The sequence below is a fragment of the Streptomyces buecherae genome, from assembly GCF_014295035.1.
Lineage (GTDB): Bacteria > Actinomycetota > Actinomycetes > Streptomycetales > Streptomycetaceae > Streptomyces > Streptomyces youssoufiensis.
Window position 1 is genome coordinate 295,121 of the sequence record NZ_CP060404.1, and the last position, 23,574, is coordinate 318,694.

Annotated in this window: 24 protein-coding genes; 17 read left to right on the plus strand and 7 right to left on the minus strand. The window is 74.7% G+C overall.

What is annotated here, in order from left to right:
- The first annotated feature begins 125 nt into the window (after positions 1-125).
- The gene (locus tag H7H31_RS00900; protein ID WP_187065138.1) at positions 126-725 is read left to right on the plus strand and encodes a hypothetical protein; all 600 of its coding nucleotides are present in this window, start codon (positions 126-128) and stop codon (positions 723-725) included.
- A gap of 143 nt (positions 726-868) precedes the next feature.
- Here the strand turns inward: H7H31_RS00900 and H7H31_RS00905 are convergent, their stop codons facing one another.
- Together H7H31_RS00905 and H7H31_RS00910 are read right to left on the minus strand one after the other, a co-directional pair.
- The gene (locus tag H7H31_RS00905; protein WP_187065139.1) at positions 869-1,495 is read right to left on the minus strand and encodes an FMN reductase; all 627 of its coding nucleotides are present in this window, start codon (positions 1,493-1,495) and stop codon (positions 869-871) included.
- Positions 1,496-1,625: 130 nt separating this feature from the next.
- On the minus strand, positions 1,626-2,756 hold the full coding sequence (locus H7H31_RS00910) for an LLM class flavin-dependent oxidoreductase (protein ID WP_187065140.1): 1,131 nt from the start codon (positions 2,754-2,756) through the stop codon (positions 1,626-1,628).
- 312 nt (positions 2,757-3,068) lie between these two features.
- Between H7H31_RS00910 and H7H31_RS00915 the strand changes: the two genes are divergently transcribed.
- From H7H31_RS00915 to H7H31_RS00935, 5 genes are all read left to right on the plus strand, one after another.
- Positions 3,069-3,446 carry a hypothetical protein gene (locus H7H31_RS00915; protein ID WP_187065141.1) on the plus strand — a complete coding sequence of 126 codons (378 nt, stop codon included), beginning with the start codon at positions 3,069-3,071 and terminating at the stop codon, positions 3,444-3,446.
- The gene (locus tag H7H31_RS00920; RefSeq protein WP_187065142.1) at positions 3,443-4,180 is read left to right on the plus strand and encodes an alpha/beta hydrolase family protein; all 738 of its coding nucleotides are present in this window, start codon (positions 3,443-3,445) and stop codon (positions 4,178-4,180) included. The genes H7H31_RS00915 and H7H31_RS00920 overlap by 4 nt, the downstream gene beginning before the upstream one ends.
- Before the next feature lie 589 nt (positions 4,181-4,769).
- Complete coding sequence (locus tag H7H31_RS00925) at positions 4,770-6,497, plus strand: ATP-binding SpoIIE family protein phosphatase (RefSeq protein WP_187065143.1); 1,728 nt, start codon at positions 4,770-4,772, stop codon at positions 6,495-6,497.
- A 275-nt stretch (positions 6,498-6,772) separates the two neighbouring features.
- Positions 6,773-6,988 (plus strand): hypothetical protein, encoded by a 216-nt coding sequence (locus tag H7H31_RS00930; protein WP_187065144.1) that lies wholly within the window; start codon positions 6,773-6,775, stop codon positions 6,986-6,988.
- Positions 6,988-7,302, plus strand: coding sequence for a WhiB family transcriptional regulator (locus tag H7H31_RS00935; protein ID WP_187065145.1), 315 nt, complete (start codon positions 6,988-6,990; stop codon positions 7,300-7,302). The genes H7H31_RS00930 and H7H31_RS00935 overlap by 1 nt, the downstream gene beginning before the upstream one ends.
- Positions 7,303-7,389: 87 nt before the next feature.
- Here the strand turns inward: H7H31_RS00935 and H7H31_RS00940 are convergent, their stop codons facing one another.
- Both H7H31_RS00940 and H7H31_RS00945 read right to left on the minus strand, forming a co-directional pair.
- Positions 7,390-8,223, minus strand: a complete 834-nt coding sequence (locus H7H31_RS00940) for an ArsR/SmtB family transcription factor (RefSeq protein WP_187065180.1) — start codon at positions 8,221-8,223, stop codon at positions 7,390-7,392.
- Between the two features lie 96 nt (positions 8,224-8,319).
- Positions 8,320-9,084, minus strand: a complete 765-nt coding sequence (locus tag H7H31_RS00945) for a GNAT family N-acetyltransferase (protein ID WP_187065181.1) — start codon at positions 9,082-9,084, stop codon at positions 8,320-8,322.
- 207 nt (positions 9,085-9,291) lie between these two features.
- Between H7H31_RS00945 and H7H31_RS00950 the strand changes: the two genes are divergently transcribed.
- From H7H31_RS00950 to H7H31_RS00960, 3 genes are read left to right on the plus strand one after another with little or no spacing between them, the layout of a single operon-like run.
- The gene (locus H7H31_RS00950; protein ID WP_187065146.1) at positions 9,292-9,804 is read left to right on the plus strand and encodes a methylated-DNA--[protein]-cysteine S-methyltransferase; all 513 of its coding nucleotides are present in this window, start codon (positions 9,292-9,294) and stop codon (positions 9,802-9,804) included.
- Complete coding sequence (locus H7H31_RS33580; RefSeq protein WP_232109623.1) at positions 9,797-10,723, plus strand: Ada metal-binding domain-containing protein; 927 nt, start codon at positions 9,797-9,799, stop codon at positions 10,721-10,723. Before H7H31_RS00950 ends, H7H31_RS33580 begins: the two co-directional genes overlap by 8 nt.
- A 13-nt stretch (positions 10,724-10,736) precedes the next feature.
- Positions 10,737-11,405 carry an alpha-ketoglutarate-dependent dioxygenase AlkB family protein gene (locus H7H31_RS00960; protein ID WP_187065147.1) on the plus strand — a complete coding sequence of 223 codons (669 nt, stop codon included), beginning with the start codon at positions 10,737-10,739 and terminating at the stop codon, positions 11,403-11,405.
- An 86-nt stretch (positions 11,406-11,491) separates the two neighbouring features.
- On the opposite strand, the gene H7H31_RS00965 is transcribed toward H7H31_RS00960, so the two are convergent.
- Positions 11,492-12,376, minus strand: coding sequence for a glycoside hydrolase family 19 protein (locus tag H7H31_RS00965; RefSeq protein WP_187065148.1), 885 nt, complete (start codon positions 12,374-12,376; stop codon positions 11,492-11,494).
- Positions 12,377-12,738: 362 nt separating this feature from the next.
- Between H7H31_RS00965 and H7H31_RS00970 the strand changes: the two genes are divergently transcribed.
- Positions 12,739-13,128 carry a VOC family protein gene (locus tag H7H31_RS00970; RefSeq protein WP_187065149.1) on the plus strand — a complete coding sequence of 130 codons (390 nt, stop codon included), beginning with the start codon at positions 12,739-12,741 and terminating at the stop codon, positions 13,126-13,128.
- Positions 13,129-13,320: 192 nt separating this feature from the next.
- On the plus strand, positions 13,321-13,749 hold the full coding sequence (locus H7H31_RS00975) for a MarR family winged helix-turn-helix transcriptional regulator (RefSeq protein WP_187065182.1): 429 nt from the start codon (positions 13,321-13,323) through the stop codon (positions 13,747-13,749).
- Positions 13,750-13,875: 126 nt separating this feature from the next.
- Here the strand turns inward: H7H31_RS00975 and H7H31_RS00980 are convergent, their stop codons facing one another.
- Positions 13,876-16,599 (minus strand): SpoIIE family protein phosphatase/ATP-binding protein, encoded by a 2,724-nt coding sequence (locus tag H7H31_RS00980; protein WP_187065150.1) that lies wholly within the window; start codon positions 16,597-16,599, stop codon positions 13,876-13,878.
- A 137-nt stretch (positions 16,600-16,736) separates the two neighbouring features.
- Between H7H31_RS00980 and H7H31_RS00985 the strand changes: the two genes are divergently transcribed.
- A complete protein-coding gene (locus tag H7H31_RS00985; protein WP_187065151.1) occupies positions 16,737-17,366 on the plus strand; it encodes an alpha-ketoglutarate-dependent dioxygenase AlkB in 630 nt (209 codons plus the stop codon).
- A gap of 448 nt (positions 17,367-17,814) precedes the next feature.
- Complete coding sequence (locus tag H7H31_RS00990) at positions 17,815-18,669, plus strand: SigB/SigF/SigG family RNA polymerase sigma factor (RefSeq protein ID WP_187065152.1); 855 nt, start codon at positions 17,815-17,817, stop codon at positions 18,667-18,669.
- A gap of 84 nt (positions 18,670-18,753) precedes the next feature.
- Here H7H31_RS00990 and H7H31_RS00995 read toward each other — a convergent pair whose 3' ends face one another.
- Positions 18,754-19,155, minus strand: coding sequence for a cupin domain-containing protein (locus H7H31_RS00995; protein WP_222624062.1), 402 nt, complete (start codon positions 19,153-19,155; stop codon positions 18,754-18,756).
- A 148-nt stretch (positions 19,156-19,303) separates the two neighbouring features.
- Here H7H31_RS00995 and H7H31_RS01000 point away from each other — a divergent pair, with 148 nt between their 5' ends.
- The 4 genes from H7H31_RS01000 to gvpJ all read left to right on the plus strand — a co-directional run bounded on the left by H7H31_RS01000 (position 19,304) and on the right by gvpJ (position 23,574).
- Entirely contained in the window at positions 19,304-20,431 is a 1,128-nt protein-coding gene (locus H7H31_RS01000; protein WP_187065154.1) for a helix-turn-helix domain-containing protein, read from the plus strand.
- A 5-nt stretch (positions 20,432-20,436) separates the two neighbouring features.
- Entirely contained in the window at positions 20,437-22,464 is a 2,028-nt protein-coding gene (locus H7H31_RS01005) for a DUF2264 domain-containing protein (protein WP_187065155.1), read from the plus strand.
- Positions 22,465-22,592: 128 nt separating this feature from the next.
- The gene (locus H7H31_RS01010; protein WP_187065156.1) at positions 22,593-22,904 is read left to right on the plus strand and encodes a gas vesicle protein GvpO; all 312 of its coding nucleotides are present in this window, start codon (positions 22,593-22,595) and stop codon (positions 22,902-22,904) included.
- A gap of 229 nt (positions 22,905-23,133) precedes the next feature.
- Positions 23,134-23,574, plus strand: coding sequence for a gas vesicle protein GvpJ (gvpJ, locus tag H7H31_RS01015; protein WP_187065157.1), 441 nt, complete (start codon positions 23,134-23,136; stop codon positions 23,572-23,574).

Sequence of the window (23,574 nt, forward strand, 5' to 3'; positions counted from 1 at the left end):
GCTGTCACCAAGCCGAGTGATGTTGCCACCGAGTACGTCACCCGCAGGGAGCAATCTCCGTTGTCCTCACGTGCCGACCGAATCACGGTCAGCCTGATCCACGAGGACGAGTCATGATGCGAGGAATGACGGGGGCCGCCGTCGTCGTAGCGGCGCTGGCGTGCACGGTGACGCCGGCCCAGGCCGGTGAGGCAGCCAAGCCCATCAAGAACGGCAAGGCCGAGTTCTGCCTGAGCAAGCCCGCCGCCAAGCAGCTTGCCAAGGCGAAGGTCACGCTGGCCGCCACGGGGGCCGCTCGGATCACCGGCAAGCAGCGCCAGTGCGTGTCCCTCCCGCTGGTCGAGGGCACCAGGGACTACGCGAAGTTGCAGGGCGGCGTCACGTTCCGCGACAAGGACGACCGTCTCGACCTCACCAAGATCCACAACTACGTGAACAAGTCCTCGCGGACCCAGGCGCACGCCTCGGTCAACCGGGCCAAGGCGCAGCCGGTGCGGTTCCTGACCTACACCATCAAGCGGGAGAACGCGAAGGTCACGCAGAAGCAGGTCAAGGCGGTCAACGTGCGGACCGTGCTGACTCCCGAGGGCGAGAAGCTGCTCAAGAAGACGTTCGGCAAGTCGCCGGTGCGCAAGGGCGGCCACCTCTTCACGCTCAACGCGGTCGCCGACATGCCGAAGCTCGCCCCGGACACGCTCGGTGACCTGCTCGACCTGCTGCGCTGAACCGAGGGCTGAATCCGGGGGGCGAAGCGCCCCGGCCCACGGCAGGCGAACCACGGCCGGCCGATCGCTCAACGGATGCCGCCGACACGCCGCATGGCGTGTCGGCGGCATCCGTGCGTACGGCACCCGGCGCGTGCGCGCCGTCAGGCGCCGCGCACCGCGGCGAGTTGCTGGGCGAAGGGGACCACCTCGTCGTCGTCCTGGCGCGGCGCGGGCGGGGCGTCGACCAGGAGGCCGGCGAGTTGGCGTGCCGCGCGGTCGATCCGCTCGCTCAGCCCGTCGGTGCGGTCGTCCCCGGCCGCGCCCCAGTCCTCGGAGGCGGCGTAGACGCCGGTGGGGACGGTGACGGCGCGCAGGTAGCCGAAGAGCGGGCGCAGCGCGTGGTCGAGGACCAGGGAGTGGCGGGCCGTGCCGCCGGTCGCCGCGATCAGCACGGGCTTGTCCACCAGCGCCTCGTTGTCCAGCACGTCGAAGAACGACTTGAACAGGCCGCTGTAGGAGGCGGTGAACACGGGCGTGACCGCGATCAGCGCGTCGGCGCGGGTCACCGCGTCGAGGGCGGCGCGCAGCGCGGTGCCCGGGAAGCCGGTGACCATGTGCTGGGCGATGGCGGTGGCCAGCTCGCGCAGCTCGACCACCTGGACCTCGACCGGGCGGCCGGCGTCCGCGAGCTGTCGCTGGGCCGCCGTGGTCAGTCGGTCGGCCAGCAGCCGGGTGGAGGACGGCTGGCTCAGCCCGGCGGTGACGGCCACCAGGTGCAGGGGCTTCATGCGGGGTCTCCTCGGGTGGTGTTGCGGGGCGATGGTAAGGCGACGGGCGTGGGGCCCGGCGCGCGCCGGGGCGGCGCCGCGCGGGCGGGCCGTGGGTGAGCCCGCCCGCGGGCGCCGCGTCCGGTGGCGGTCAGGCCAGGGTGTCCGTGCCGGTGCGCTGGCCGGTCTGGGCCGCGCCGTCGGCGTCGGCCGCGGCCCGGGCGACCAGCGCCGCGTGCGTCGGGCCGGCCGGCACCCCGGCGGGGCGGCCGGCGGCGAACTCGCGGCGCAGCACGGGGACCACTTCCTCGCCGAGCAGGTCGAGCTGTTCCAGGACGGTCTTGAGCGGCAGGCCGGCGTGGTCCATCAGGAACAACTGGCGCTGGTAGTCGCCGAAGGACTCGCGGAAGGTCAGCGTCTTGTCGATGACCTCCTGCGGGCTGCCCACCGTCAGCGGCGTCTGCTCGGTGAACTCCTCGAGCGAGGGGCCGTGCCCGTACACCGGCGCGTTGTCGAAGTAGGGCCGGAACTCGCGCACGGCGTCCTGCGAGTTCTTGCGCATGAACACCTGCCCGCCGAGCCCGACGACGGCCTGCTCCGGGGTGCCGTGGCCGTAGTGGGCGAAGCGCCGCCGGTACAGGTCGATCAGCCGGATGAAGTGCTCCTTGGGCCAGAAGATGTTGTTGGCGAAGAAGCCGTCTCCGTAGTACGCGGCCTGCTCGGCGATCTCCGGGCTGCGGATCGAGCCGTGCCAGACGAACGGCGCGACGCCGTCCAGCGGGCGCGGCGTGGAGGTGAAGCCCTGCAACGGGGTGCGGAACTTGCCCTCCCAGTCCACCACGTCCTCGCGCCAGAGCTGGTGCAGCAGCGCGTAGTTCTCGATGGCCAGCGGGATGCCCTGCCGGATGTCCTGGCCGAACCACGGGTAGACCGGTCCGGTGTTGCCGCGGCCGAGCATGAGGTCCACCCGGCCGTCCGCCAGGTGCTGGAGCATCGCGAAGTCCTCGGCGATCTTCACCGGGTCGTTCGTGGTGATCAGCGTGGTGGAGGTGGACAGGATGAGCCGCTCGGTCCGGGCGGCGATGTAGCCGAGCATGGTGGTGGGCGAGGACGGGACGAAGGGCGGGTTGTGGTGCTCGCCGGTCGCGAAGACGTCGAGGCCGACCTCTTCGGCCTTGCGCGCGATGGCGACCATCGCCTTAATCCGCTCGTGCTCGCTCGGCGTGGTTCCGTTCGTCGGGTCCGGGGTGACGTCGCCGACCGTGAAGATCCCGAACTGCATGTCGCTCCACCTCTTCCGTTGCTCGGGGCCATCCCCCGAAGCCGTTGGTTCAATATTCAACCATCCCCGTCAACCGGGTGCCCCACCGACCTATTCCCCCACCCGTCGACCGGGCCCGCCACGGCGGACGGCCGCCCGTTTCGACCCCGGCGCGGTGCTCCGGCGAGTGGGTTGCCGGGGGCCTCGCCGCCGCGTTCGTACGCCGCCCGCGTCCGCCCAGCCCGGCGCCGCGTACGGTGTGGGAGGACGGCCGATAGCGCGCCGCAGCCGGGCGGCCGGCGGGGCTGGGGCGCAGAGAGGGTGATGGGCGAGATGCGGGTGGGTCTGCTACGGACGGTCGGCGCGGCCACCGCGCTCTACGGCCTCGCGGTCACGGCGCGGCCCGATCTGTTGGCCAAGCCCTCCGGCCTGGCCGGGCCCGACGGGACGGTGGCCCCCGCCACCCGGACCTCGCTGCGGCCCCTGGCGTGGCGGGACGCGGTCAGCGGGCTGGCCATGGTGGTGGCCCCGGAGGGCCCCGCCCTGCGCGCGGCCACCGCCGTACGCATCGCCGCCGACTTCGGTGACGCCGCGCTGCTCGGCCTGACCCTGCCGGAGCGCGACCGGCGGCTGGCGGCCGTGGCCGTCTCGGTGGGCTGGGGCGCGCTCTCCGTGGCGGGGCTGCTCGGCGGGGGCCGGGGGAAGGCGTGAGGGCGCGCGCGTTCTTCACCCGCGAGGCCGGGGCGGCGCTGGTGCTGCGCCCGTCGCCCACGCCGCCGCGAGCGGCGGTCGTGCTGCTGCACGGCGGGCGCGAGGAGGGCCTTGAGCCGCCGCCCGCGTTGAACCTGCCCGGCGCGCGCATGGTGCCCTTCGCCCGGTCCATCGCGCGGGCGACCGCCGAGCACCGGGTGGCGTTGGGAAGCGTGCGCTACCGGCACCGTGGCTGGAACGGCGAACGCGACGACGCGGCCGAGGACGCCCAGCGGGCCCTGGACGAGCTGGTGGCGCTGCACGGGCCGGTGCCCGTGGTGCTGGTCGGGCACTCCATGGGTGGCCGCGCGGCGCTGCGGGCCGCCGCCGCGCCCCAGGTCCAGGCCGTGGTGGGGCTCGCGCCGTGGTGCCCGGAGGCCGAGCCGGTGGCGCACCTCGCCGGCAAGCGGGTGGTTCTGCTGCACGGCGAGCGGGACCGGATCACGGCGCCGGGCGACTCGCGGCGGCTGACGGAACGCGCCCGGCGGGCGGGCGCCGACGCCTGCACGCTGCTGCTGCCGGACGGTGAGCACGCCATGGTGCGTCGGGCCGCGGCCTGGCACTCGCTGACCACCCGGGTGGTCAGCGGCCTGCTCGGGCTGGCACCGCTGCCGCCGGTGGTGGCCGACGCGCTCTCCTCGGCCACGAACGCGGCGGCCGCCGTGCCGGCCCCGAGGGCCCTGCACCAGGCGTGAGCCACGGGGCGTACGGGGCGGGTGGTTCGGGGCACGCGGGTGCTGCGCGGGCCGGGCGGCTGGGCGCGTGGGGCGTACGCGGTGCCGGCGCGGCCGGTCGCGCGGGGCCGGCGCACCGGCGTGACCGGCGGAATCATCCGGTGCCGCCCGGGTGCCGGTCGGACCGATCGCCCATAAGGTAGCGCCAGGGCGTGCGGGGACCTGGCTGAGCGCGGTGGGTCCCGCCGATGGCACGGCCTGGGCGCCACGGGGTGCCCGGGGGCGGTCGGCCGCCGACCCTCCAGCACGGCGCGTGGAACGAAGGTGCGGGAAACGGTGCGGACATCGCCACGACACGGCCCACGGCCGGTGTGGGGTGCGCGCCGCACCGGGCCCGTTCCCCTCCCCCTGGCGTGCGGTGCGTACCGCGGTGCCCCGCGCCTCCCGGTCGCCCGCCGGCGCCGCTTCCCCTCGCCGACCGCGGTGAGGTGCGCCGTTTGCCGTCGACGGTGGCATGGAACGGACGACATGCCAGGTCGTGCCGGGCGGTGAGCCGGCTGGGGGCTAGAGTCGGCGACCCAACAGCGCGTGGCGGGTAGCGCACGGCGCGGTGGACAAGGAGGAGACGGACGTGGAGCAGGGCGTCGAGGAGGACACGGCGAGCGACCAGCTCGGGTGGCTGAACGAGGCCAGCGTGCGCATCGGGTCCACCCTCGACCTGGTCACCACCTCGCAGGAACTCGCCGACTTCACCGTCCCCCACTTCGCCGACGGGGCCGCCGTCGACCTGCTGGAATCGGTGCTGCACGGCGAGGAGGGCGCGCACCCCGGCCGTACCGGACGCCCGGCCACCCGGGCGATGGCGGTCGCGGCCATCGACGCGCTCACCACGCTCGAACCCGATCCGGTGGGCGAGCTGAGCGCCTCCAACGTCGACCAGTTCGCCACCATCTGCCTGACGCTCGGCAAGCCGGTCCTGGTCAGTCGCATCGAGCCCGACGAGTACGTACGGATCGCCCCCAACTCCCGGTCCGCGGAGCTGCTGCGCCGCGCCGGCGTGCACAGCTACCTGGTGGTCCCGCTCATCGCGCGGGGCGTGCTGCTCGGTGCGGCCGACTTCATCCGGGCCGGTGACCGGGCCCCCTTCACCGCGGCCGACCTCGAACTGGCCACGCAACTCGCCTCCAGGGCCGCCCTGTTCGTCGACAACGCGCGGCTCTACGAGCGTGAGCGCGAGCACGTGGTCGCCCTCCAGCGCAGCCTGCTGCCGCGCGCCACGCCGGTCACCCCGGGGCTGACGGTGAGCCACTGCTACGCGCCGACGGCCGACCCGAGCGGCGTCGGCGGCGACTGGTACGACATCGCCTCGCTGCCGGGCGGGCGCACGGCCCTCGTGGTCGGCGACGTGATGGGGCACGGCCTGTCGGCGGCTGCCACGATGGGCCGGCTGCGCGCCGTGGGGCGGACCCTGATGGCGATGGACATGGCCCCCGACCGCGTGCTGGCCCGCCTCGACCTGGCCGCCCGCGACCTGGAGGAGGACCAGGTCGCCACCTGCCTGTGCGCCGTCTACGACCCGGCCGACGCGAGCTTCACGGTGGTCAGCGCCGGGCACCCGCTGCCGATGCTGATCGGCCCGGACGGCTCGGCCTCGTTCGTGGAAGTGCCGATCGGCGCCCCGATCGGCGCGGGCGTCATCCCCTACGACGCGTTGCGGGTCCCGGTCGAGCCGGGCAGCCGGCTGGTGCTGTACACCGACGGCCTGGTCAAGTCGCGTACGCGGGACATCGACGTCCAGTTGGGCCGGCTGTTGCGCTCCGCGCCGGCGCTGCGGTTCGCGCGGTTCGACGCGGCGGCGCTCAGCGACTTCGCGCCGGCCGGCACCGAGCGCTTCGACGAGGCGGTGCTGCTGGTGGCGGCGGCCCGGCCGGCCACCTGGGCGAGCGGGCTGCGGGTGTGGGACCTGCCGGGCGACGGGTCGGCGGCCGGCGCGGCCCGCAAGCACGTGCGCGAGCAACTCGGCCTGTGGCACTTGGACGACCTCGCGGACGTCACCGAACTGGTCGTCAGCGAGCTCGTGGGCAACGCGCTGCGCTATGGCGGCGGCCCGGGTCGGCTGCGGTTGCTCTGTCACGACCGGCTCCTCGTCGAGGTCTCGGACACCGGTCCCGACCTCCCGCAGATCCAGCACGCGTCGCTGAGCGACGAGGGTGGCCGGGGCCTGCAACTGATCAACATGCTGTGCCGGCGCTGGGGCTCGTGCCGCACCGAGACGGGCAAGGTGGTCTGGGCGGAGCAGGACATGCCGTCCGGCGTGAGCGGCCCCCCGCTGCCCTGACGGTGACGGCCCGGGCCTGCGGCTCGCGGCCATCGGCTCGGCGGCCGGCCCGTGGCAACGCGCCATGCGTCCCGCGCGGGTGACGCCCCGCCAGGTGCGCCCGGTTCGCGGCATATGTACACGGGTGACGGCCCCGTTGGGGGTCCCGCCGTTTACGTGTCGCCGGCCGGGGGACCCGATTGGAGTTCGGGGGTCAGGGACGCGGGGCGGCAGCCGCTTCGCCGCTCGGCCGCCGGACGGCGAAGCGAGCCGTCGAAAGATGAGGAGGCAGTGCCGTGACCGATCGCGTGAGCCGCGAGGTCGACCAGCGAGAGGGCGCCGGACAGCCACCGTCGCTTCTGGGGCGCTCGGCCATGGACCGGGCGATGCCGCACGGTCGGCCGGAGCGTGCCACCGGGCGGGGTGTGCCGGCGACCGGCGAGCGCGCCGGCGCGCGCCGCGTCCTGGCCGACCGGCCGTCGGAGTCGCACATCGTGCGGGGCGAGGACTGATGGCCGTGGCGCGCGGGGAGACGATCGCGGGCTCGGCCCACACCGCCTGGTCGCAGGAGCCGGGCGAGGAGTGGTGGCGGCGGGCCGCGTGCGCGTACGAGGACCCGGAGTTGTTCTTCCCGGTGGGTGCCGCGAGCGCGCGCACCCTCCAGCAGGAGCGAGAGGCCAAGGCCGTGTGCGCCCGCTGTCCGGTCGTCCGCGCCTGCCGGGACTGGGCCATGGCCACCGAGCAGACGCACGGCATCTGGGGCGGGACCGGCGAGCGGGAACGTGCTCTGGCGCTGCGCGACGAGCGGCGCCACCAGGCGCGGTGACGCCGCGGCGGGTGGCGGGTCGCCGTCGTGGGCGGTCGCCCGCCCCGCCCGGCGCCGTGGCGTACGGGCGAGGCGCGCGGGCGGTGTCTACGCGGGGGGCGAGGACGCGGGGTCGAACCGTCGGCCGCCCTCCAGCAGGGTCTTCACCTCGGACAGGATGAGCGTCCAGCCGACCGAGACGGACGCGAGCATGACGCTGTCGGGGCTGTCGAACTCGTCCTGCACGATGGTCAGCTTGGTGCCCGCCGCCGGCTCCTCGGCCGGCTCCAGGGTGAAGGTGACCCGGGAGCGTTCCTTGGCGGCCTCGGCGAACTCCTCGTCGGAGGTGATGCCCACCATCTCGCGGTGCTCCGGCTGGAGCCGGTGCCAGGTGTAGGACAGCCGCCTGCCGGGCTCCGCCGCCAGGACGCGCTGCCCGTAGTCCCGGAACTCCCCGTTCGGGTCCATCTTCCACTCCACCGGAGAGCCGACCTGCCAGTCGGAGCGCGGCCCGGTGTCACCCATGTAGTCGGCGATGAGTTCGGGGTCGGTCAACGCGCGGTAGATCTTCTCGGGCGTGCTGTGGATGTAGATGACGTACTCGTAGGCGGGCTTGCTCATCGTGCGTCCCTCCGGGGTCTGCTGGGGGTGGGAGAGCGCCGCTGGCCGTCCGTGGTCGTACCGGCCGATCCAGTGGTCGGCCAGTTCCCGGATCGGCACCGGGTTGAGGTAGTGCAGCTTCTCCCGGCCGTGCCGGACGGTGTCGACCAGGCGCGCGGCCTCCAACACCGCCAGGTGTTTGCTCACGGCCTGCCGGCTCATCGCCAGGCCCTCACCCAGCTCGCGCAGGCTCTGGCCGCCGCGTTGGTCGAGTCGGTCCAGCAGCCGCCTGCGGTTCGCGTCGGCGAGCGCCTTGAACACCTCGTCGGACACCTCGTCCATCGTCACCCCCGACGGCACGGTAGGCAACCATCTGGTTGCGTGTCTATCAGGCCGGGGGCGCGGTCCGGTACTCCCCCCACGCCCGGGCGGGTTCGCCTACGGGGTCAGGGCGTGCTCCGTGAAGTGGCCGCAGGCACGGAAACCCAGGCTCCGGTAGACCGACTCGCCCTCGGCGGACGCCTGGAGCACGACCGTGGCGTGCCCCTCCTCGCGCGCCGTGTGCAGGGCGGCCAGCGTGCTCGCGCGTCCGTAACCCCGCTTGCGGTGGGTGGCCAGGGTGGCGATGTTGTAGATCCCGGCCACGCCCGCGTGCAGGAAGACCTCCGCCGAGCAGACAGCCTGGCCGCCTACATAACCCACCAGGTAGCGCGCCGGGCTGTGCGCGCCCAGCACCCAGGGGCGGGCCCGCTCGTAGAAGCGCTCGACCGTGGCGGCCGGCGGGTCCCACAGGGCGGCCAGCACCGTGGCGTAGTCGGCGAGCTGGGCCGGGGTGCTGACCCGCACGAGGGTGAGGTCGTCGGCGCTCGGGCGCGGCAGATGCTCGTCCAGGGTGGCCCACATCGCCGTCTCCCGCTCCGACGGCGGCCAACCCGCGGCGGCCAGGTGCCGGGACAGGTCGTCGGGCTCGGCGAGCGGGCCGACCCACCAGGAGAAGGGACGCCCGGTGCGCGCCAGCGCCTCGGTGGTCTCGGCGATCCGCGCGGCGGCGCGGTCGGGGGCGAAGCGGGCCAGTGTGACGATGTTGAAGGTGTCGTCGGGCAGCCCGCTGTCGGCGATCAGCAGGTCGGGCGCCTCGGTTACGGTGGCGCCGGGCAGATCGCGGTGCGGGAAGCATGCGTGTTCGGCCAGGTTGCGTTCCATGCGGGCCAGCAGGTCGCGCTCGACCGCCGGCGGTGGCGGTGTGGTGTCCATGGTGGCCGATTGGACCACGACTCGGCCGGGCCGGGCAGCCGGTTTTCGCGGGCCACGGCGGAGCTAAGCGCCCCGTCCGAATCCCGCCAGACAGGGCTTCTGACGTGGCACAGGCTGGTACTCGTACCGCACGCAGGACGAGGGAAGGACGGGCCGATGACGGTCTACACCACCATCGACAGCCCCCTGGGGGAGCTGCTGATGACAGGCGAGGAGGACCCGCGGGGCGTCGGCGGCGTCACCGTCACCTCGCTGTCCGTGCCGGGGCAGCGCAACGCGCCGACGGTCGAGCCCGGGTGGCGGGCCGACCCGCGGCCGTTGGCCGAGGCGACGCGGCAGGTCAGGGCGTACTTCGCGGGCGAGCGGACGGACTTCGACCTCACGTACACGGCCGGCGGCTCGGACTTCCGGCGGCGGGTCTGGGCGGCCCTGGAGGACATTCCGCACGGCACCACCACGACCTACGGCGCGATCGCCGAGCGGATCGGCGCCCCGCGCTCCGCGGTGCGTTCGGTCGGCACGGCCATCGGCGCCAATCCGCTGCTCATCCTGCGCCCGTGCCACCGGGTCATCGGCGCCAGCGGCGCGCTGACCGGCTACGCGGGCGGGCTGGACCGCAAGGAGGCGCTGTTGGTGCACGAGGGCGCGCTCCCGGCGCGCCGTGACTGAGCCCGGCGGCGCGGACCGCGACGGCGCCGCCGCTCCCCCGGCGCACGCCGACGGGGCGCGGCGCGCGAGGCCGGGGCGCACGGGGTCGGAGCGGGAGCGCTACACACTGCTGGACGGGAACGGGCGGCCCTACCCGAGTGCCGTGCCGGGCACGCTCGGCGGGCATCGCGGCGGCAGGCTGTACGGGCGGCTCGACTGCCCCAGCGCGCTGCGCGCGCTCGCCCGCGGTGGCTACCGCGCGCAGCGGGTGTTCTTCGCCGACGCGGCGACGGCCCGCGCGGCCGGCTACCGGCCGTGCGCCGTCTGCCTGCCCGAGCGGTACGCGCGCTGGAAGGCGCGGGAGAAGGGCGGCGCGACCGGGACGGCGGGCGCGACCGGGCCCGCCCCGCACACGGCGGCGGAGGTCGCGGCGCTGATGGACCTGCTGGCGGCGGGACGACGGCCCGTACGGTCCCTGAGCATCGGCCACGGGCGGGATGCGGCATCGCGCGCCGCGGCCCGGGCCGTCGCCGCCGCGTGGTGCGGCGACGACCGCGCCGAGCACGCCCGTCACCCGCGGGAGGCCGGGCCGCACCGGGCGGCCGACGTCGCCGCGCGCACCGTGCTCGACGTCGTCGACTGGCCCGAGGAGGCTGCCTCCTGGCTGCGCCAGGCGCGCCGGCTCGCGGCCGGCGCACCGGACGCCTGGGTGGTGTGCGGCGCGCCGGCCGGGTGGGCGCGGATGGCGCGCCGACTGCGGCAGAGCACGTCGTGGTCGGCCGGGCGCACCTTCGCCCTCGCCTCGCTCGGCACTCCCGAGACCGTCGCGCTGGCCGGGGCCGAGACCCTGGAGGGGCTGCGCGGCGCCTCGGCCGACGGCGGACACTGGGAGGTCCGTCGGGGTTGGATCACCTTCCACCCGCTCCCGTCCCACCCGTGAGGAAGGTCCGGCCATGAACGCCCTGCTCCCCCGACCCCGCGCCACCCTCGCGCCCGGAGCCGTGCACGTGCCCGACTGGCTCTCGGTGGCCGAGCAGCGCGCGCTGGTGGACGCCTGCCGGCGGTGGGCGGTGGGCCCCGTGCCGATGCGGCACACCCGACTGCCGAGGGGCGGAGCCATGTCGGTTCAGACGGTTTGTCTGGGTTGGCACTGGCGACCGTACGCGTACACGCGCACCGCCGACGACGTCAACGGCCAGCGGGTGGCGGCGCTCCCGACGTGGCTGGTGGAGTGCGGGCGGCGCGCGGTGGCCGACGCGTACGAGGACCCGTCGGCCGCGGCCGACTACACCCCGGACACGGCGCTGATCAACTTCTACGACGCGGCGGCCAGGATGGGCATGCACCAGGACAAGGACGAGCGCTCCAGCGCGCCCGTCGTCTCGCTCAGCATCGGCGACGCCTGCGTCTTCCGGTTCGGCAACACCGAGACCCGTACCCGGCCGTACACCGATGTGGAGCTGTGCTCGGGGGACCTGTTCGTCTTCGGCGGGCCGTCACGCTTCGCGTATCACGGCGTGCCCAGGGTCCGGCCCGGCACGGCCGACCCGGCCACCGGCCTGAGCGGCGGGCGGCTCAACATCACGCTCCGCGTCACCGGGCTCGCCGACGGGCGGCCGTAGCCGGCCCTGACGGGTGGCCAGCCGAACGGCACGGGCCCCGGCCGGCGCGGGTGTGACGCGTCGGCCGGGGCCCTGCCTGCGGAGTGTCAGCAGCTCAGCTTGTCACCGGGCGTGGTACCCAGGACCTGCACGAAGCGCTGGTAGTTGTTGATGCGGCTCTGCACCTGGTTCGGGTTGCCGCCGTTGCACTCCAGGGTGCCGTTGATGGCCCGGATCGTCTCGCCGAAGCCCGCGCCGTTGACCATGGCGTTGTGCGGGGTCATGGTGCCGGGGCCGGACTGGGTGTTCCAGTACCACAGGGCAGTCTTCCACGCCACGGCCGGGTCCCGCTCCACCAGCCACGGGTTGCGCAGCAGGTCGATGCCGAGCGCGTCACCGGCCGCCTTGTAGTTGAAGTTCCAGCTGAGCTGGATGGGGCCGCGGCCGTAGTACGCGTCCTGGCCGGCGGGGCAGCCGTAGGGCTGGTTGCGGTCGCAGTAGTGCGGGTAGTTCGCCTGGTTCTGCTCGACGATGTGGACCAGGCCGCCCGTCTCGTGGCTGACGTTGGCGAGGAAGGCGGCGGCCTCGCGACGCTTGACGGTCTCGCTGCCGGTGTTCGCGAACGCCGGGTAGGCGCTCAGCGCGTCGGTCAGGCCACGGTAGGTGTAGAAGGAGTTCCGGTTCGGGAACATCTGGTTGAACTGGGCCTCACTGACCACGAAGCCCTCCTGGGTCGGCGGCTCACCGCTGTCGCCACAGGCACCCTTGTCAGCCCAGACGTCCGACGAGCCGGGCTTCTCGTTCTGGGTCCACCACTTGGCCGACCAGTTGTGGCCGTTGTAGGAGACGGAGTTGCCGCCGGTGTAGACGGCGGACGCGTTCCAACCCGCGGCGCAGGTCGTCGCGGCGGAAGCGGTCGGTCCTGGCAGGAAGAGAGCGAACGCGACGGCCGAGGCCAACGCGGCGAGCAGGGCGAACAGGCGCTGTCTCAAGGGGCTTACTCCTTCGCACGGCCAACGGGGGTCCGGTGGCACCTGGGGGTGAGGGAACCAAATCGAATCGCCCTGAACCTGTCAAGGTCTAGACCAAAATGAGGGCCCGTGGGCGCATGAACCTGCCGCGTCGCCCACCCACGGGCGCGGTGCCACCGATCCGCGTCGCACGTGCGAACCCCCGGCCGGACGAGCGAGGACGCGTGATCAGCCCGGGGCCGGGCACGTCATGATGGAGCGGTCGTGACCCCGTACGTAGACGCGGGAGTGGTGCGCCGGCGCGCGGCGGCCGTGGTCGTCCGCGCGCCGGTGCCCGACCAGCGACCCCGCCCCACCCCTCGACCGAACCGCCCGGAGCAGCCATGCGCGTGATCGCCTTTGACCACCTCGTCCTGACCGTCGCCGACATCGAGCGCTCGCTCGCGTTCTACTGCGGGCCACTCGGCCTCGAACCGGTGCGCGTCGACGAGTGGCGCGCGGGCGAGGCGCCCTTCCCCTCGGTCCGGGTGAGCCCGACGACCATCATCGACCTCGTACGGCGCGCTGCGGACGCCCCGCACGGCAGCAACGTGGACCACATCTGCCTGACCGTCGAGCCACTGGACTGGCAGCAGGTCGTCGACTCGGGCCGGTTCACGGTCCTCGACGGCCCCGGCGAGCGGTTCGGCGCCCGCGGGGTGGCCCAGTCGCTGTACGTGGCCGACCCGGACGGCAACACCGTGGAGCTGCGCTGGTACCCGCGGGACGCCTGAGACACCGGGCGCGGGCGCCCCTCGCGCCACGAGCGTGCGCCCTCCCGCGTTTCTCCTCCGGGCCGGGCCGCGCGGCGCCGGTAGGGTCTGCGGCGGAAGCGCTTCGCCCCGCGAACCGACGTGTGGACGCTAAGGAGCTGGCGGTTGGAAGACAGGTACCCCGCTGCGACCGCGCGGGAGGCGCAGCGGGCCATGGACCACTTCGTCGGCCTGAGCCACCTCGCCCACCAGGAGATCGCGCGCCGGCTCGGGCTCAACCCCGCCGACCTGACCTGCTTCACGTACGTCCTGGAGGCGGGGACCGACCCGTTGACCGCCGGTGACCTCGCCGAGCGGGCCCAGGTGACGAGCGGCGCCGTGACGGGCATCCTCAACCGGCTCGAACGCGCGGGGTTCGTGGCGCGCCAGGCCGACCCCGAGGACCGCCGGCGGGTGCGCATCGTGGCCGAACCGGCCGCCCGGACCCGCGTGTACGCGGCGTACGAGCCGCTCAACGCGCGCCTCGCCGCCCTGTACGCCGGCTACTCCCCCGCCGAACTGGCCCTGTTGGGCGACTTCTTCCGGCGGGCCGACGCGCTCGTGCACGGCTATCTGGAGCGGGCGCGGTCGCGGGCGGGCTGAGGGCGGCGGCGACCCACGGGGCCGGCAGAGCGGGCACCGGCGGTACCGGCGGTACTGGCGGTGCGGGGCGACGGTCGCGGGGGCGGTCGTGAGGGGGTTGTGTCGCGCGGGGTCAGCCGTGTGGGGTTAGTCGCGCGCGTGGTCCGGTGGTCGCGGCAGGGCCTGTTCGGTCCAGATGACCTTGCCGGTGGGCGTGTAGCGGGTGCCCCAGCGCTCGGCGAACTGGGCGACCAGGAACAGGCCGCGCCCGCCCTCGTCGGTGGTGGCGGCGTACCGCAGGTGCGGAGCGGTGCTGCTGGAGTCGGCGACCTCGCAGATCAGGCCGGCGTCGCGGATGAGCCGGACCCGGATCGGTCCCCCGGTGTAGCGGATGGCGTTGGTGATCAGCTCACTGAGGATCAGCTCGGTGGTGAACGCCTCGTCGCCCACGTCCCACGCGGCGAGCTGGCGGCTGACCTTGGCGCGTACGTCGGCCACCGCCGCGGGGTCGGATGGCACCTCCCAGGTGGCGATCCGCTCCCGTGGCACGGAGCGGGTGCGGGCGACGATGAGGGCCACGTCGTCGTCCGGGTGATCGCCGAGCAGCGCGTCGAGGACCCGTTGGCAGGTCTCCTCGGGCGTGCGGTCGGGGCCGCGGAGCACGTCGGTGAGCTGGTCGAGCCCGGCGTCGAGGTCCCGGCCGCCGTGGTCGATGAGCCCGTTGGTGTACAGCACGACGCGGCTGCCTTCGGGCACCTCGAACTCGGCGATCTCGAACGGCAGGCCGGTGACGCCGAGCGGCAGCCCGGCCGGCACGTCGGGGACGCTCACCGCGCCGTCCGGGTGCACCACGACCGGCGGCGGGTGGCCGGCGCGGGCCAGGACGCAGCGGCATTCGACCGGGTCGTAGATCGCGTACAGGCAGGTCGCGCCGGTGACGGTGGCGGCGCCGGTGGCGGTGGTCTCGTCCTGGTCGATGCTGCTCACCAGCTCGTCCAGGTGGCTGAGCAGCTCGTCGGGAGGCAGGTCCAGCGAGGAGAAGTTGTGCACCGCGGTACGGAGCCTGCCCATGGTGGCCGCGGCGTGCAGCCCGTGCCCGACGACGTCGCCCACCACCAGCGCGACCCGCGCCCCGGGCAGCGGGATCACGTCGAACCAGTCCCCGCCGACCCCCGAGCGGGCCAGCAGGTAGCGGTAGGCCACGTCGAGGGCGCGCTGGTCGGGCACCCCGCGCGGCAACAGGCTCTGCTGGAGGGTGACGGCCATGGCGTGCTCGCGGGTGTAGCGGCGGGCGTTGTCCAGGCAGACGGCCGCGTGCGCGACGAGTTCCTCGGCGAGGGCCAGGTCGTCCTCGTCGAAGGGCGGCGACCCGGTCGCCCGCCAGAAGTTGGCGACCCCGAGCACCCCGCCGCGCGCCCGCAGCGGGACGGTGATCAGCGAGTGCACCCCGTAGTCGATGATGCCCGCGGCCCGCCGCGGGTCCTGGGCCCGCCAGCCGGGCGCGTCGCTCAGCCGGGGCACCAGCAGCGCGCACCGGTCCGCGATGCAGCGCGCCTGGGGCGTGGAGGGGACGAAGTCGATGATCTCCTCGACGGGGTAGAGCGGGTGGTCGTCGCGTACGCCGGCCACGGCGACGCGGCGCATCTGGGAGGCGCCGGCCGTCGGCGGTTCCTCGCCGAGCACCACCGCGTCGACCACGTCGACGGTGGTGAAGTCGGCGAACCTGCCGGCCGTGACCTCGGCGAGTTCCTCGGCCGTGCGCCGCACGTCCAGGGTGGTGCCGACCTCCACGCCCGCGTCGTACAGCAGCCGAAGGCGGGTGCGCGCGGTCTCGGCCCGGCCCGTGAGGGTGTGCAGTTCGGTGGTGTCGCGCAGGGTGGCCACGGTGCCGGGCGGCCCGCCGTGCCGGTCGGTGGGCCGGTTGTTCACGGCCAGCAGCCGGTCGCCGGCGCGGATCACCTCGTCGGTGGTGGCGCGGCCCGTGGCCAGCACGTCGGCGAGCGGGGCGTCGAGGCCCAGCTCGGTCACGGGCCGGCCCTCCGCGTCGGCGGGGAGCGCGAGCAGGCGGCGCGCCTCGTCGTTGGCGAGCAGCAGCAGTCCCTCACCGCTGACGATGAGCACCCCCTCGCGGACCGCGTGCAGCACCGCGTCGTGGTGCTCGTACATCCGGGCGAGCTTCGCGGGGTCGAGGCCGCGCGTCTGGCGGCGCAGCCGCCGGCCCGCGAGCGCGCTGCCGCCGAGCGCCAGGGCCAGGCCCGCCGCGCCGCCGCCGAGCAGGATGGGCAGTTCCGCGTAGAGCGACTCGCTCACGCGGCTGGTGCGCAGGCCCGCGGAGACGAGGCCCACCACCTCGCCCTCGCGGTCGGTGACGGGCACCACCGCCTGGACCACCTCGCCGATCGTGCCGTCGACGGTCTCGGTGCTGGACTCGCCGCGGCGGGCGGGGCCGGTGTCGCCGACGAACTTTCGGCCGATGCGGTCCGGCTCGGGGTGGGTGTAGCGCGTGCCGTCGGTGCGCATGACGACGACGAAGTCGACGTCCGCGCCCGCCCTGGCCGCCTCGGCGCGCGGCTGGAGGACCGCCGTGGGGTCGCTCGCGCCCAGGGCCTCGGCGACGCCGGGCGCCTCGGCGAACGCCTCGGCGACGGCCAGCGCGCGGTGCCGCGCCTCGCCCTCGTCGTCGCGCCGGGCCTGGAGCACGAGGGCCGCCATGCCGGCGGCCACGATCAGCAGCACGATGAGCAACTGGAGCAGGAAGATCTGACCGGCGATGCTGCGCGCGCTCAGCAGCGAGCGCGCGCGGGGGCCGTCACGGCGGGGTGGGCGTCGACCGGTGGCGGTGGAGGCCGACGCGAACCGGGAACGACCCATAGCCACATGCTGACATCGATGCGGGGGCAGGGCGACCGGTACATTCCCCGAGAAATCGGCATTTTGCTGGCCGCCTACTCTTCCACACCCCTTCCCCGCTCGATCGCCTGTTCTATTTCGGGCGTATGCTGGGACGCATGGCGGTTTCCCTACAGGGCTCACTCTTCGACGCGACGGAGGAGATCACGCCGCGTCCGCTGACGACGGTCCGGCGCACCCCGCTGGCGCACGGCGCGTGGGTCGACGTGCTGCCCGGCTGGCTGACCGGCGCCGACGCGCTCTTCACCCACCTGGCGCGCACCGTGCCCTGGCACGCGGAGCGGCGGCGGATGTACGAGCGCACCGTCGACGTACCGCGCCTGCTGGCCACCTACCGGGCCGGCGAGCCCCTGCCGCATCCCGCGCTCGACGAGGCCCGCGCCCGACTCAGCGCGTACTACGCGGCCGAACTGGGCGAGCCCTTCGTGAGCGCGGGGCTGTGCTTCTACCGGGACGGGCGGGACAGCGTGGCCTGGCACGGCGACCGGTTCGGGCGGGGCGCGACCAAGGACACCATGGTGGCGATCGTCTCCGTGGGCCAGCCGCGACCGCTGCTGCTGCGCCCGCGCGACGGCGGCGGCCCGACGCTGCGCTGGTCGCTCGGGCACGGCGACCTGATCGTCATGGGCGGGAGTTGCCAACGCACCTGGGACCACGCCATCCCGAAGTCGACCAGGGCGACGGGCCCGCGCATCAGCGTGCAGTTCCGCCCCCGCGGCGTGTCCTGACGCGCGTCAGCGACGTGTCGCGGGGCGCCTCCGGCGCATCCTGACGCGACCCGGCGCCCCTTGGCGCACCCCCGGCACGCCCCCACGCGTGCCCGGCGCACCCTGACACGCCCTCGGGCCGCCCCGCGCCGCGCGCTCGCCCGGGGCCCGAGCAGGGCCGCTTGGCCAGCAGCGCGGGCCGGGCCGGGGCGTACCACTACCACCGCCCGGCCCGTCTGATGCGTGCGGGCAGGGAAGTAGCTACGGTGGGAGATGCCCGCTTGGTCCAGGTTCACGGACGTACGTGCCCCTCCCGGGGCGCGTCTCCGGGGTCCGGCGGGCGAGTGAGCACCGTGCTTCGGGCCGAAGGCACGCACCACGGGGGCGGTCACGTCTGCTTCCCGCACTGTGTCGGGCCGACGTGTGCGCCCCGGTGGAGAATCGTCCGCCGTTCCGGGAGCTGTTTTCCATGACGACCGCACGAGTACACGCCACACGCTCCGCCAAACATCCGCACGATGACGCGCCCGACACCGCCGCCGACTTCCGCAGGCTCTCCGTCCTGGAGGACGGGCCCGAGAAGGACGCCCTGCGGGCACGCATCATCGTGGCCTGGATCCCCATGGCCGACCGGCTCGCCCGGCAGTTCCGCAACCGCGGCGAGGCCCTGGAGGACCTGCGTCAGGTGGCCGCCCTCGGCCTGGTGAAGGCGGTCCTCCGGTACGACCCGACGCGCGGGATCGCGTTCGAGAGCTTCGCCGTGCCGACCGTCGTCGGCGAGGTCAAGCGGCACTTCCGCGACCACATGTGGGAGCTGCACGTGCCACGCCGGGTCCAGGAGCTGCGCAACCAGGTGCGCGCCGCGTGCCGGGACCTCTCCCCCACCCTTGAGGACCGGATCCCGGGCGTGCCGGAGATCGCCGAACACACCGGGCTCAGCCAGGCCGACGTGCGGCTCGGCATGCAGGCGCTGGACTGCTACGCGGCGCTGTCGCTGGACGCCGAGCTGTCGGGCACGGAGGACGGCTACTCGCTGGTCGACACGCTCGCCGACCAGGAGCCGGGCTTCGACCAGGTCATCGACCGGGAGGCGGTCCGGCCCGTGCTCAGCAAGCTGCCGGAGCGGGAGCGGCGCATTCTGTACCTGCGGTTCTTCTGCGACATGACGCAGAGCCGCATCGCCGAGCAACTCGGCATATCGCAGATGCACGTCTCGCGCCTGATCAACCGCACCTGCTCGGACCTGTGCGACCAGGTGATGGGCGACCGTCCCCGGCGCCCGGCCTGTGTCACCGCGGACGACCCGCCCGCCGCCGCGCCCTGACGGTCGCGCGCCGCGCCGGCTGGCCGGGCGGCCGGCCCCCCGCGAGCCGGCGCGGGCCCGCTGCCGGAGCGGGCGGCGTACCCGTCAGCTCAGGGCGTGCCCCGTCGTGACGTCCACGTGGTCGGGCACCGACTCGTGCCGGTCGCCGACGGTCAGCGTGCCGGTGGGCTCGAAGAGGAGGACGGACGCGCCGGCGGCCGACGAGGGCCGGTGCTCGACGCCGCGCGGCACCACGAACACCGACCCCGCGGTGAGCGTGACCACGCGTTCGCCGCGTGGACCGCCGGGGGCGTCCGGCGCGCCGTCGCGCAGGCCGAGGTCCAGCTCACCGTCGATGACCAGGAAGAACTCGTCGGTGTCGGTGTGCAGGTGCCAGATGTAGTCGCCCTTCATCTTGGCCACCCGTACGTCGTAGTCGTTGACGTGGGCGACGATGCGCGGACTCCACAGCGCGTCGAAGGTGGCCAGCGCGGACCGGAGCGCCAGCGGTTCGGCGAGATCGTCCGCCGTACGGGGCGGGGCGGCCGGGCCGGCCTCGGGGGCGGGCTCGGGCTGGTCGGGGAGGAGGGTGTCGTCGTTCACCCGGCCATCCTGCGTCCATGACACCGCGCCACGGGAGTGCTAAAAATCGCGTATGCCGCAAGGATTCTCGCACGGGCAACAGCACGGACACGAGCATCGACCGTCGGACGACGGTCGGCGCGATGACGGGCCCCGGTCGCGGGACGTCGGCCGGCCGCACCGGGTGGTGGTCGTCGTGGACGAGGGCTCGAACCCCTTCGAACTGGGCGTGATGACCGAGCTGTTCGGGCTGCGCCGGCCCGAACTCGACATGCCGTGGTACGCGTTCGCGCTGTGTGCGGCCACCCCCTCCGTGCGGATGCACGCCGGGTTCTTCACCCTGTCGGGCGTCGCCGACCTGAGCGCGGCCGACGCGGCGGACACCGTGGTGGTGCCGAACCGGCCCGACCCGGACGTCCCGCCCAGCGCCGCCGTGCTCGACGCCGTCCGGCGGGCGGCGGCGCGCGGGGCGCGACTGGTGAGCCTGTGCACCGGGGCCGCCACGCTGGCCGCGGCCGGCGTGCTCGACGGGCGCCCGGCCGCCACCCACTGGCGTTGGGCCGACGCGTTCGCCCTGCGCTACCCGGCGGTGCGCTGGCAGCCCGACGTGCTCTACGTGGACGACGGCGACGTGCTGACGGCGGCCGGCAGCGCGGCGGCCCTCGACCTCGGGCTGCACCTGATCCGGCGGGACCACGGCGCCGACGTGGCCAACGCGGTCAGTCGGCGGCTGGTGTTCGCCGCCCACCGCGACGGCGGTCAGCGGCAGTTCGTACGGGTCCCGGTGCCGGCGACGCCGGACACCGGGCTCGCGCCGGTGCTCGTCTGGGCGCGGGAGCGCCTCGACCAGCCGTTGACCATCGTGGACCTGGCCACCCGCGCGGCCGTCAGCCAGGCGACGCTGCACCGCTGGTTCCGCGCGCGGCTCGGGACCACGCCGCTGAGCTGGCTCACCGCCGAACGCACCGCCCTGGCCTGCCGGTTGATCGAGCGCGGGGAGCCCAGCCTGGACCGCGTGGCCCAGCTCAGCGGCCTGGGCACCGGCGCCAACCTGCGCGCCCAGCTCCGCCGCGCCACGGGGCTGAGCCCCGCCGCGTACCGCCAGCGCTTCGGCCCCGCCGTCCCCGGTCCCCGCGCGGCGCCCACCGCACCAGCCTCGCCCGGGACGCCCACGGCAGCCGCCACCGCCGGCGGGCGTTAGCCGCCGTGCCCGTGCCCCCGCTGTCGCTGCCGCCCGCCGACCGCGTCCGCTCCCCGTACACCGGCTGGACCCGGGCGCACTGGGAGACCCTGGCCGACCACCTGCTGGACGCGCTCGTCCCGTACGCGACGCTCGGCTGGGCCCGGTACCAACTGCCGGGCCGCGCCAGCTCGTCCGGGGTGGCGTCGGACGGTCTCGAAGGGTTCGCGCGCTCGTTCCTGCTGGCGTCCTTCCGCATCGCGGGCGCGCGCGGCGCGGTGGACCCCGCGCTGATCGAACGGTACGCGGCGGGCCTCGCCGCCGGCACCGACCCGGCAAGCGGCGAGGCGTGGCCGCCGCTCGCGGACCGCTCGCAGCCGATGGTGGAGGCGGCGTCGATCGCCATCGGTCTGTGGGAGAGCCGGCGTTGGCTGTGGGACCTGCTCGCGGACGGGGTGCGGGAACGGGTGGTGGCCTGGCTCTCCGGCTTCGCCGGCCGGCACACCTGGGACAACAACTGGCGACTTTTCCCGGTGGTGGCCGAGGAGTTCCTGGCCTCGGTCGGGGCCCCGTACCGACAGCGCGCCATCGACGAGGGGCTCGACCGCGTCGAGGGCTGGTACGTGGGCGACGGCTGGTACCGCGACGGTGACGGGCGGAACTTCGACTACTACAACGCCTGGGCCCTGCACCTGTACCCGCTGCTGTGGTCGCGCATGGCGGGCCCGGGCCGCGACGGCGGCCGGGGCGCGGTCTACCGGGCGCGGCTGCGCCGGTTCCTGGCCGACCACCCGCGCTTCTTCGGCGCCGACGGGGCCCCCGTCCACCAGGGGCGCTCGCTGACCTACCGGTACGCCGCGGCGGCCCCCGCCTGGCTCGGTGAGCTGATGGCCTGCACGCCGCTCGCGCCCGGCGGCACCCGCCGTCTGGCCTCCGGCGCGGTCCGGCACTTCACGCTGCGCGGAGCGCCCGACGCCCGGGGGCTGCTGCCGCTCGGCTGGTACGGCACGTATCCGCCGGCCACCCAGGCGTACTCCGGGCCCGCGTCGCCGTACTGGGCCAGCAAGGCGTTCCTCGGGTTGCTGCTGCCCAGTGAGCACCCGGCGTGGACGCGGACCGAACGCCCACTGCCGGTGGAGGAGTCCGACTTCCGCACGGCCCTGCCCGCGCCGGGCTGGCTGCTGCACGGCACCCGACGCGACGGCATCGTGCGCCTGCTCAACCACGGCAGCGACCACCAACCGCCCGCCCCGGCGGACTCGTCCCCCGGCGCCGCCGGAACGAGCGCGGCGGACGAGGTGGCCGGGTCGCGGGACGACCCGCACTACGCCAAGTTCGGCTACGCCACGGCCACCGCGCCTGAGACGGCCGGGCACACGGCGGACGACCGGGTGGACCAGCATGTGGCGCTCTTCGCGCCGGACGCGGGCCGGAGCGGCGCACCGACACCGGGCGCGGGCCGGGGTCGCGCACCGGAGCCGGGCGCGCCGTCGCGGCGGTCGCGCGTCCACCCGGTGCGCTGCGCGGCGGGCGTGGCCGCCTCCTGGCACGCCGTTCCGCTGGCGGGGGCGGGGTCGCGCGGCGCGCGGGTGGAGACGGTCAGCGCGCCGCACGGGCCGTGGGAGATCCGGGCGCACCGGATCGACGCGCCGGCCGGCACGGCGGTGCGCGAGGGTGGCTACGCGGTCGCCGCCGACCTGCCGCCGACGGGCGAGACGGGACCCGGCTGGGCGCTGGCCCGCACCGCCGACGGGCTGACCAGCGCCCTCGTCGCCGTACTCCACTGGGACGAGGGCGCCGGAGAACTGGTGCGCGGGGTCCACTCCAACGCGTACGGCCCGCACTCCGCGACGCCCACGCTCTGGCTGGGCGCGCACCCGGGCGGCAGCCACGTGCTGGTGTCGCTCGTCGGGTTGGCGCGCGGCGGGCTCGACCCGGCCGCGCTGCGCGCGACGGCCAGGGCGCACGTCACGCCGCACTCCGTACGGGTGTGGCTGCCAACGGGGTCGCGCGAACTCCCGCTCGACGGTCCCGGGGCACACGCGGGGCCCTGACCGACCGGTTCGACGGCCGACAACGCGCAAGCCCGGTGCATACGTTGGCAGCGCCGGGGCACCCGGTCACGGCAGCGAGTGACGCGGCGGTCGGCGGATCCGTCGGCACGAAAAGGGACGGAGTGGACATGGCGAGAACGACCGACGACCAGGACCACGACCAGCGGGGTGACGACCAGGAGAGCCGTCTCAGCGCGCCCGAGGCGATGCGCAGCGCCGCCCGGCAACTGGGCGAGCTGGTGGGCAGCGAACCGAGCGCGGTCTCCGCGCTCCGGGCCACGGACGCCGGCTGGACGGCCGACGTCGAGGTGGTCGAGGTGGCCCGGGTGCCCGACACCACCAGCATCCTGGCCTCCTACCGCGTGGACCTGGACGAGGGCGGTCGCCTCCTCGGCTACGAGCGCACCCGCCGCTACGCCCGCGGACAGCTCGACCGCTAGCGCCCCGCGCGGTTCACCACGCGGCACGACGCGGCGGCACCGGCCGACCCGTACCCGCCCGGTGCGCACTCCCAGCGCACCCGGCGTACGCGCGTCACCTCCGCCAACGCGCCGCTTCGCCCCGCCCGCCCACGGGCGGGCCCAACGGCAATCAGTCATGCCCCCATAACCGACAAGTCCCACAGACCGAGAAGCGAGAACCGACCAACGAAGGAAGAGAGGAGGCGCCATGTCCGTCATGGCGCAATCCCCCACGACCGCGCCGAGCCAGGGCGGTAACTCGGGGACGCTGTACGACGTGCTGGAGCTGATCCTGGACCGCGGTCTGGTCATCGACGCGTTCGTCCGGGTGTCGCTCGTCGGCATCGAGATCCTCAAGGTGGACGTGCGCGTGGTGGTCGCCAGCGTGGACACCTACCTGCGGTTCGCCGAGGCGTGCAACCGGCTGGACCTGGAGTCCGGCCGCAAGGCCCCCACTCAGCTCACCGACATCGTCGGCGAGACCACCGAGAGCGGCGCCAAGGGCAAGACCAAGGGCGCCCTGTCCGGCGCGGTCGAGGCCGTCGGCCAGACCCTCGGACGCGGGCGCAAGGGTGACGAGGAGCCGGAGAGCGCCGACGGCGACGGCAAGAAGACGACCAGCCGTCGCTCCGCGGCCAGGGAGGAGTAA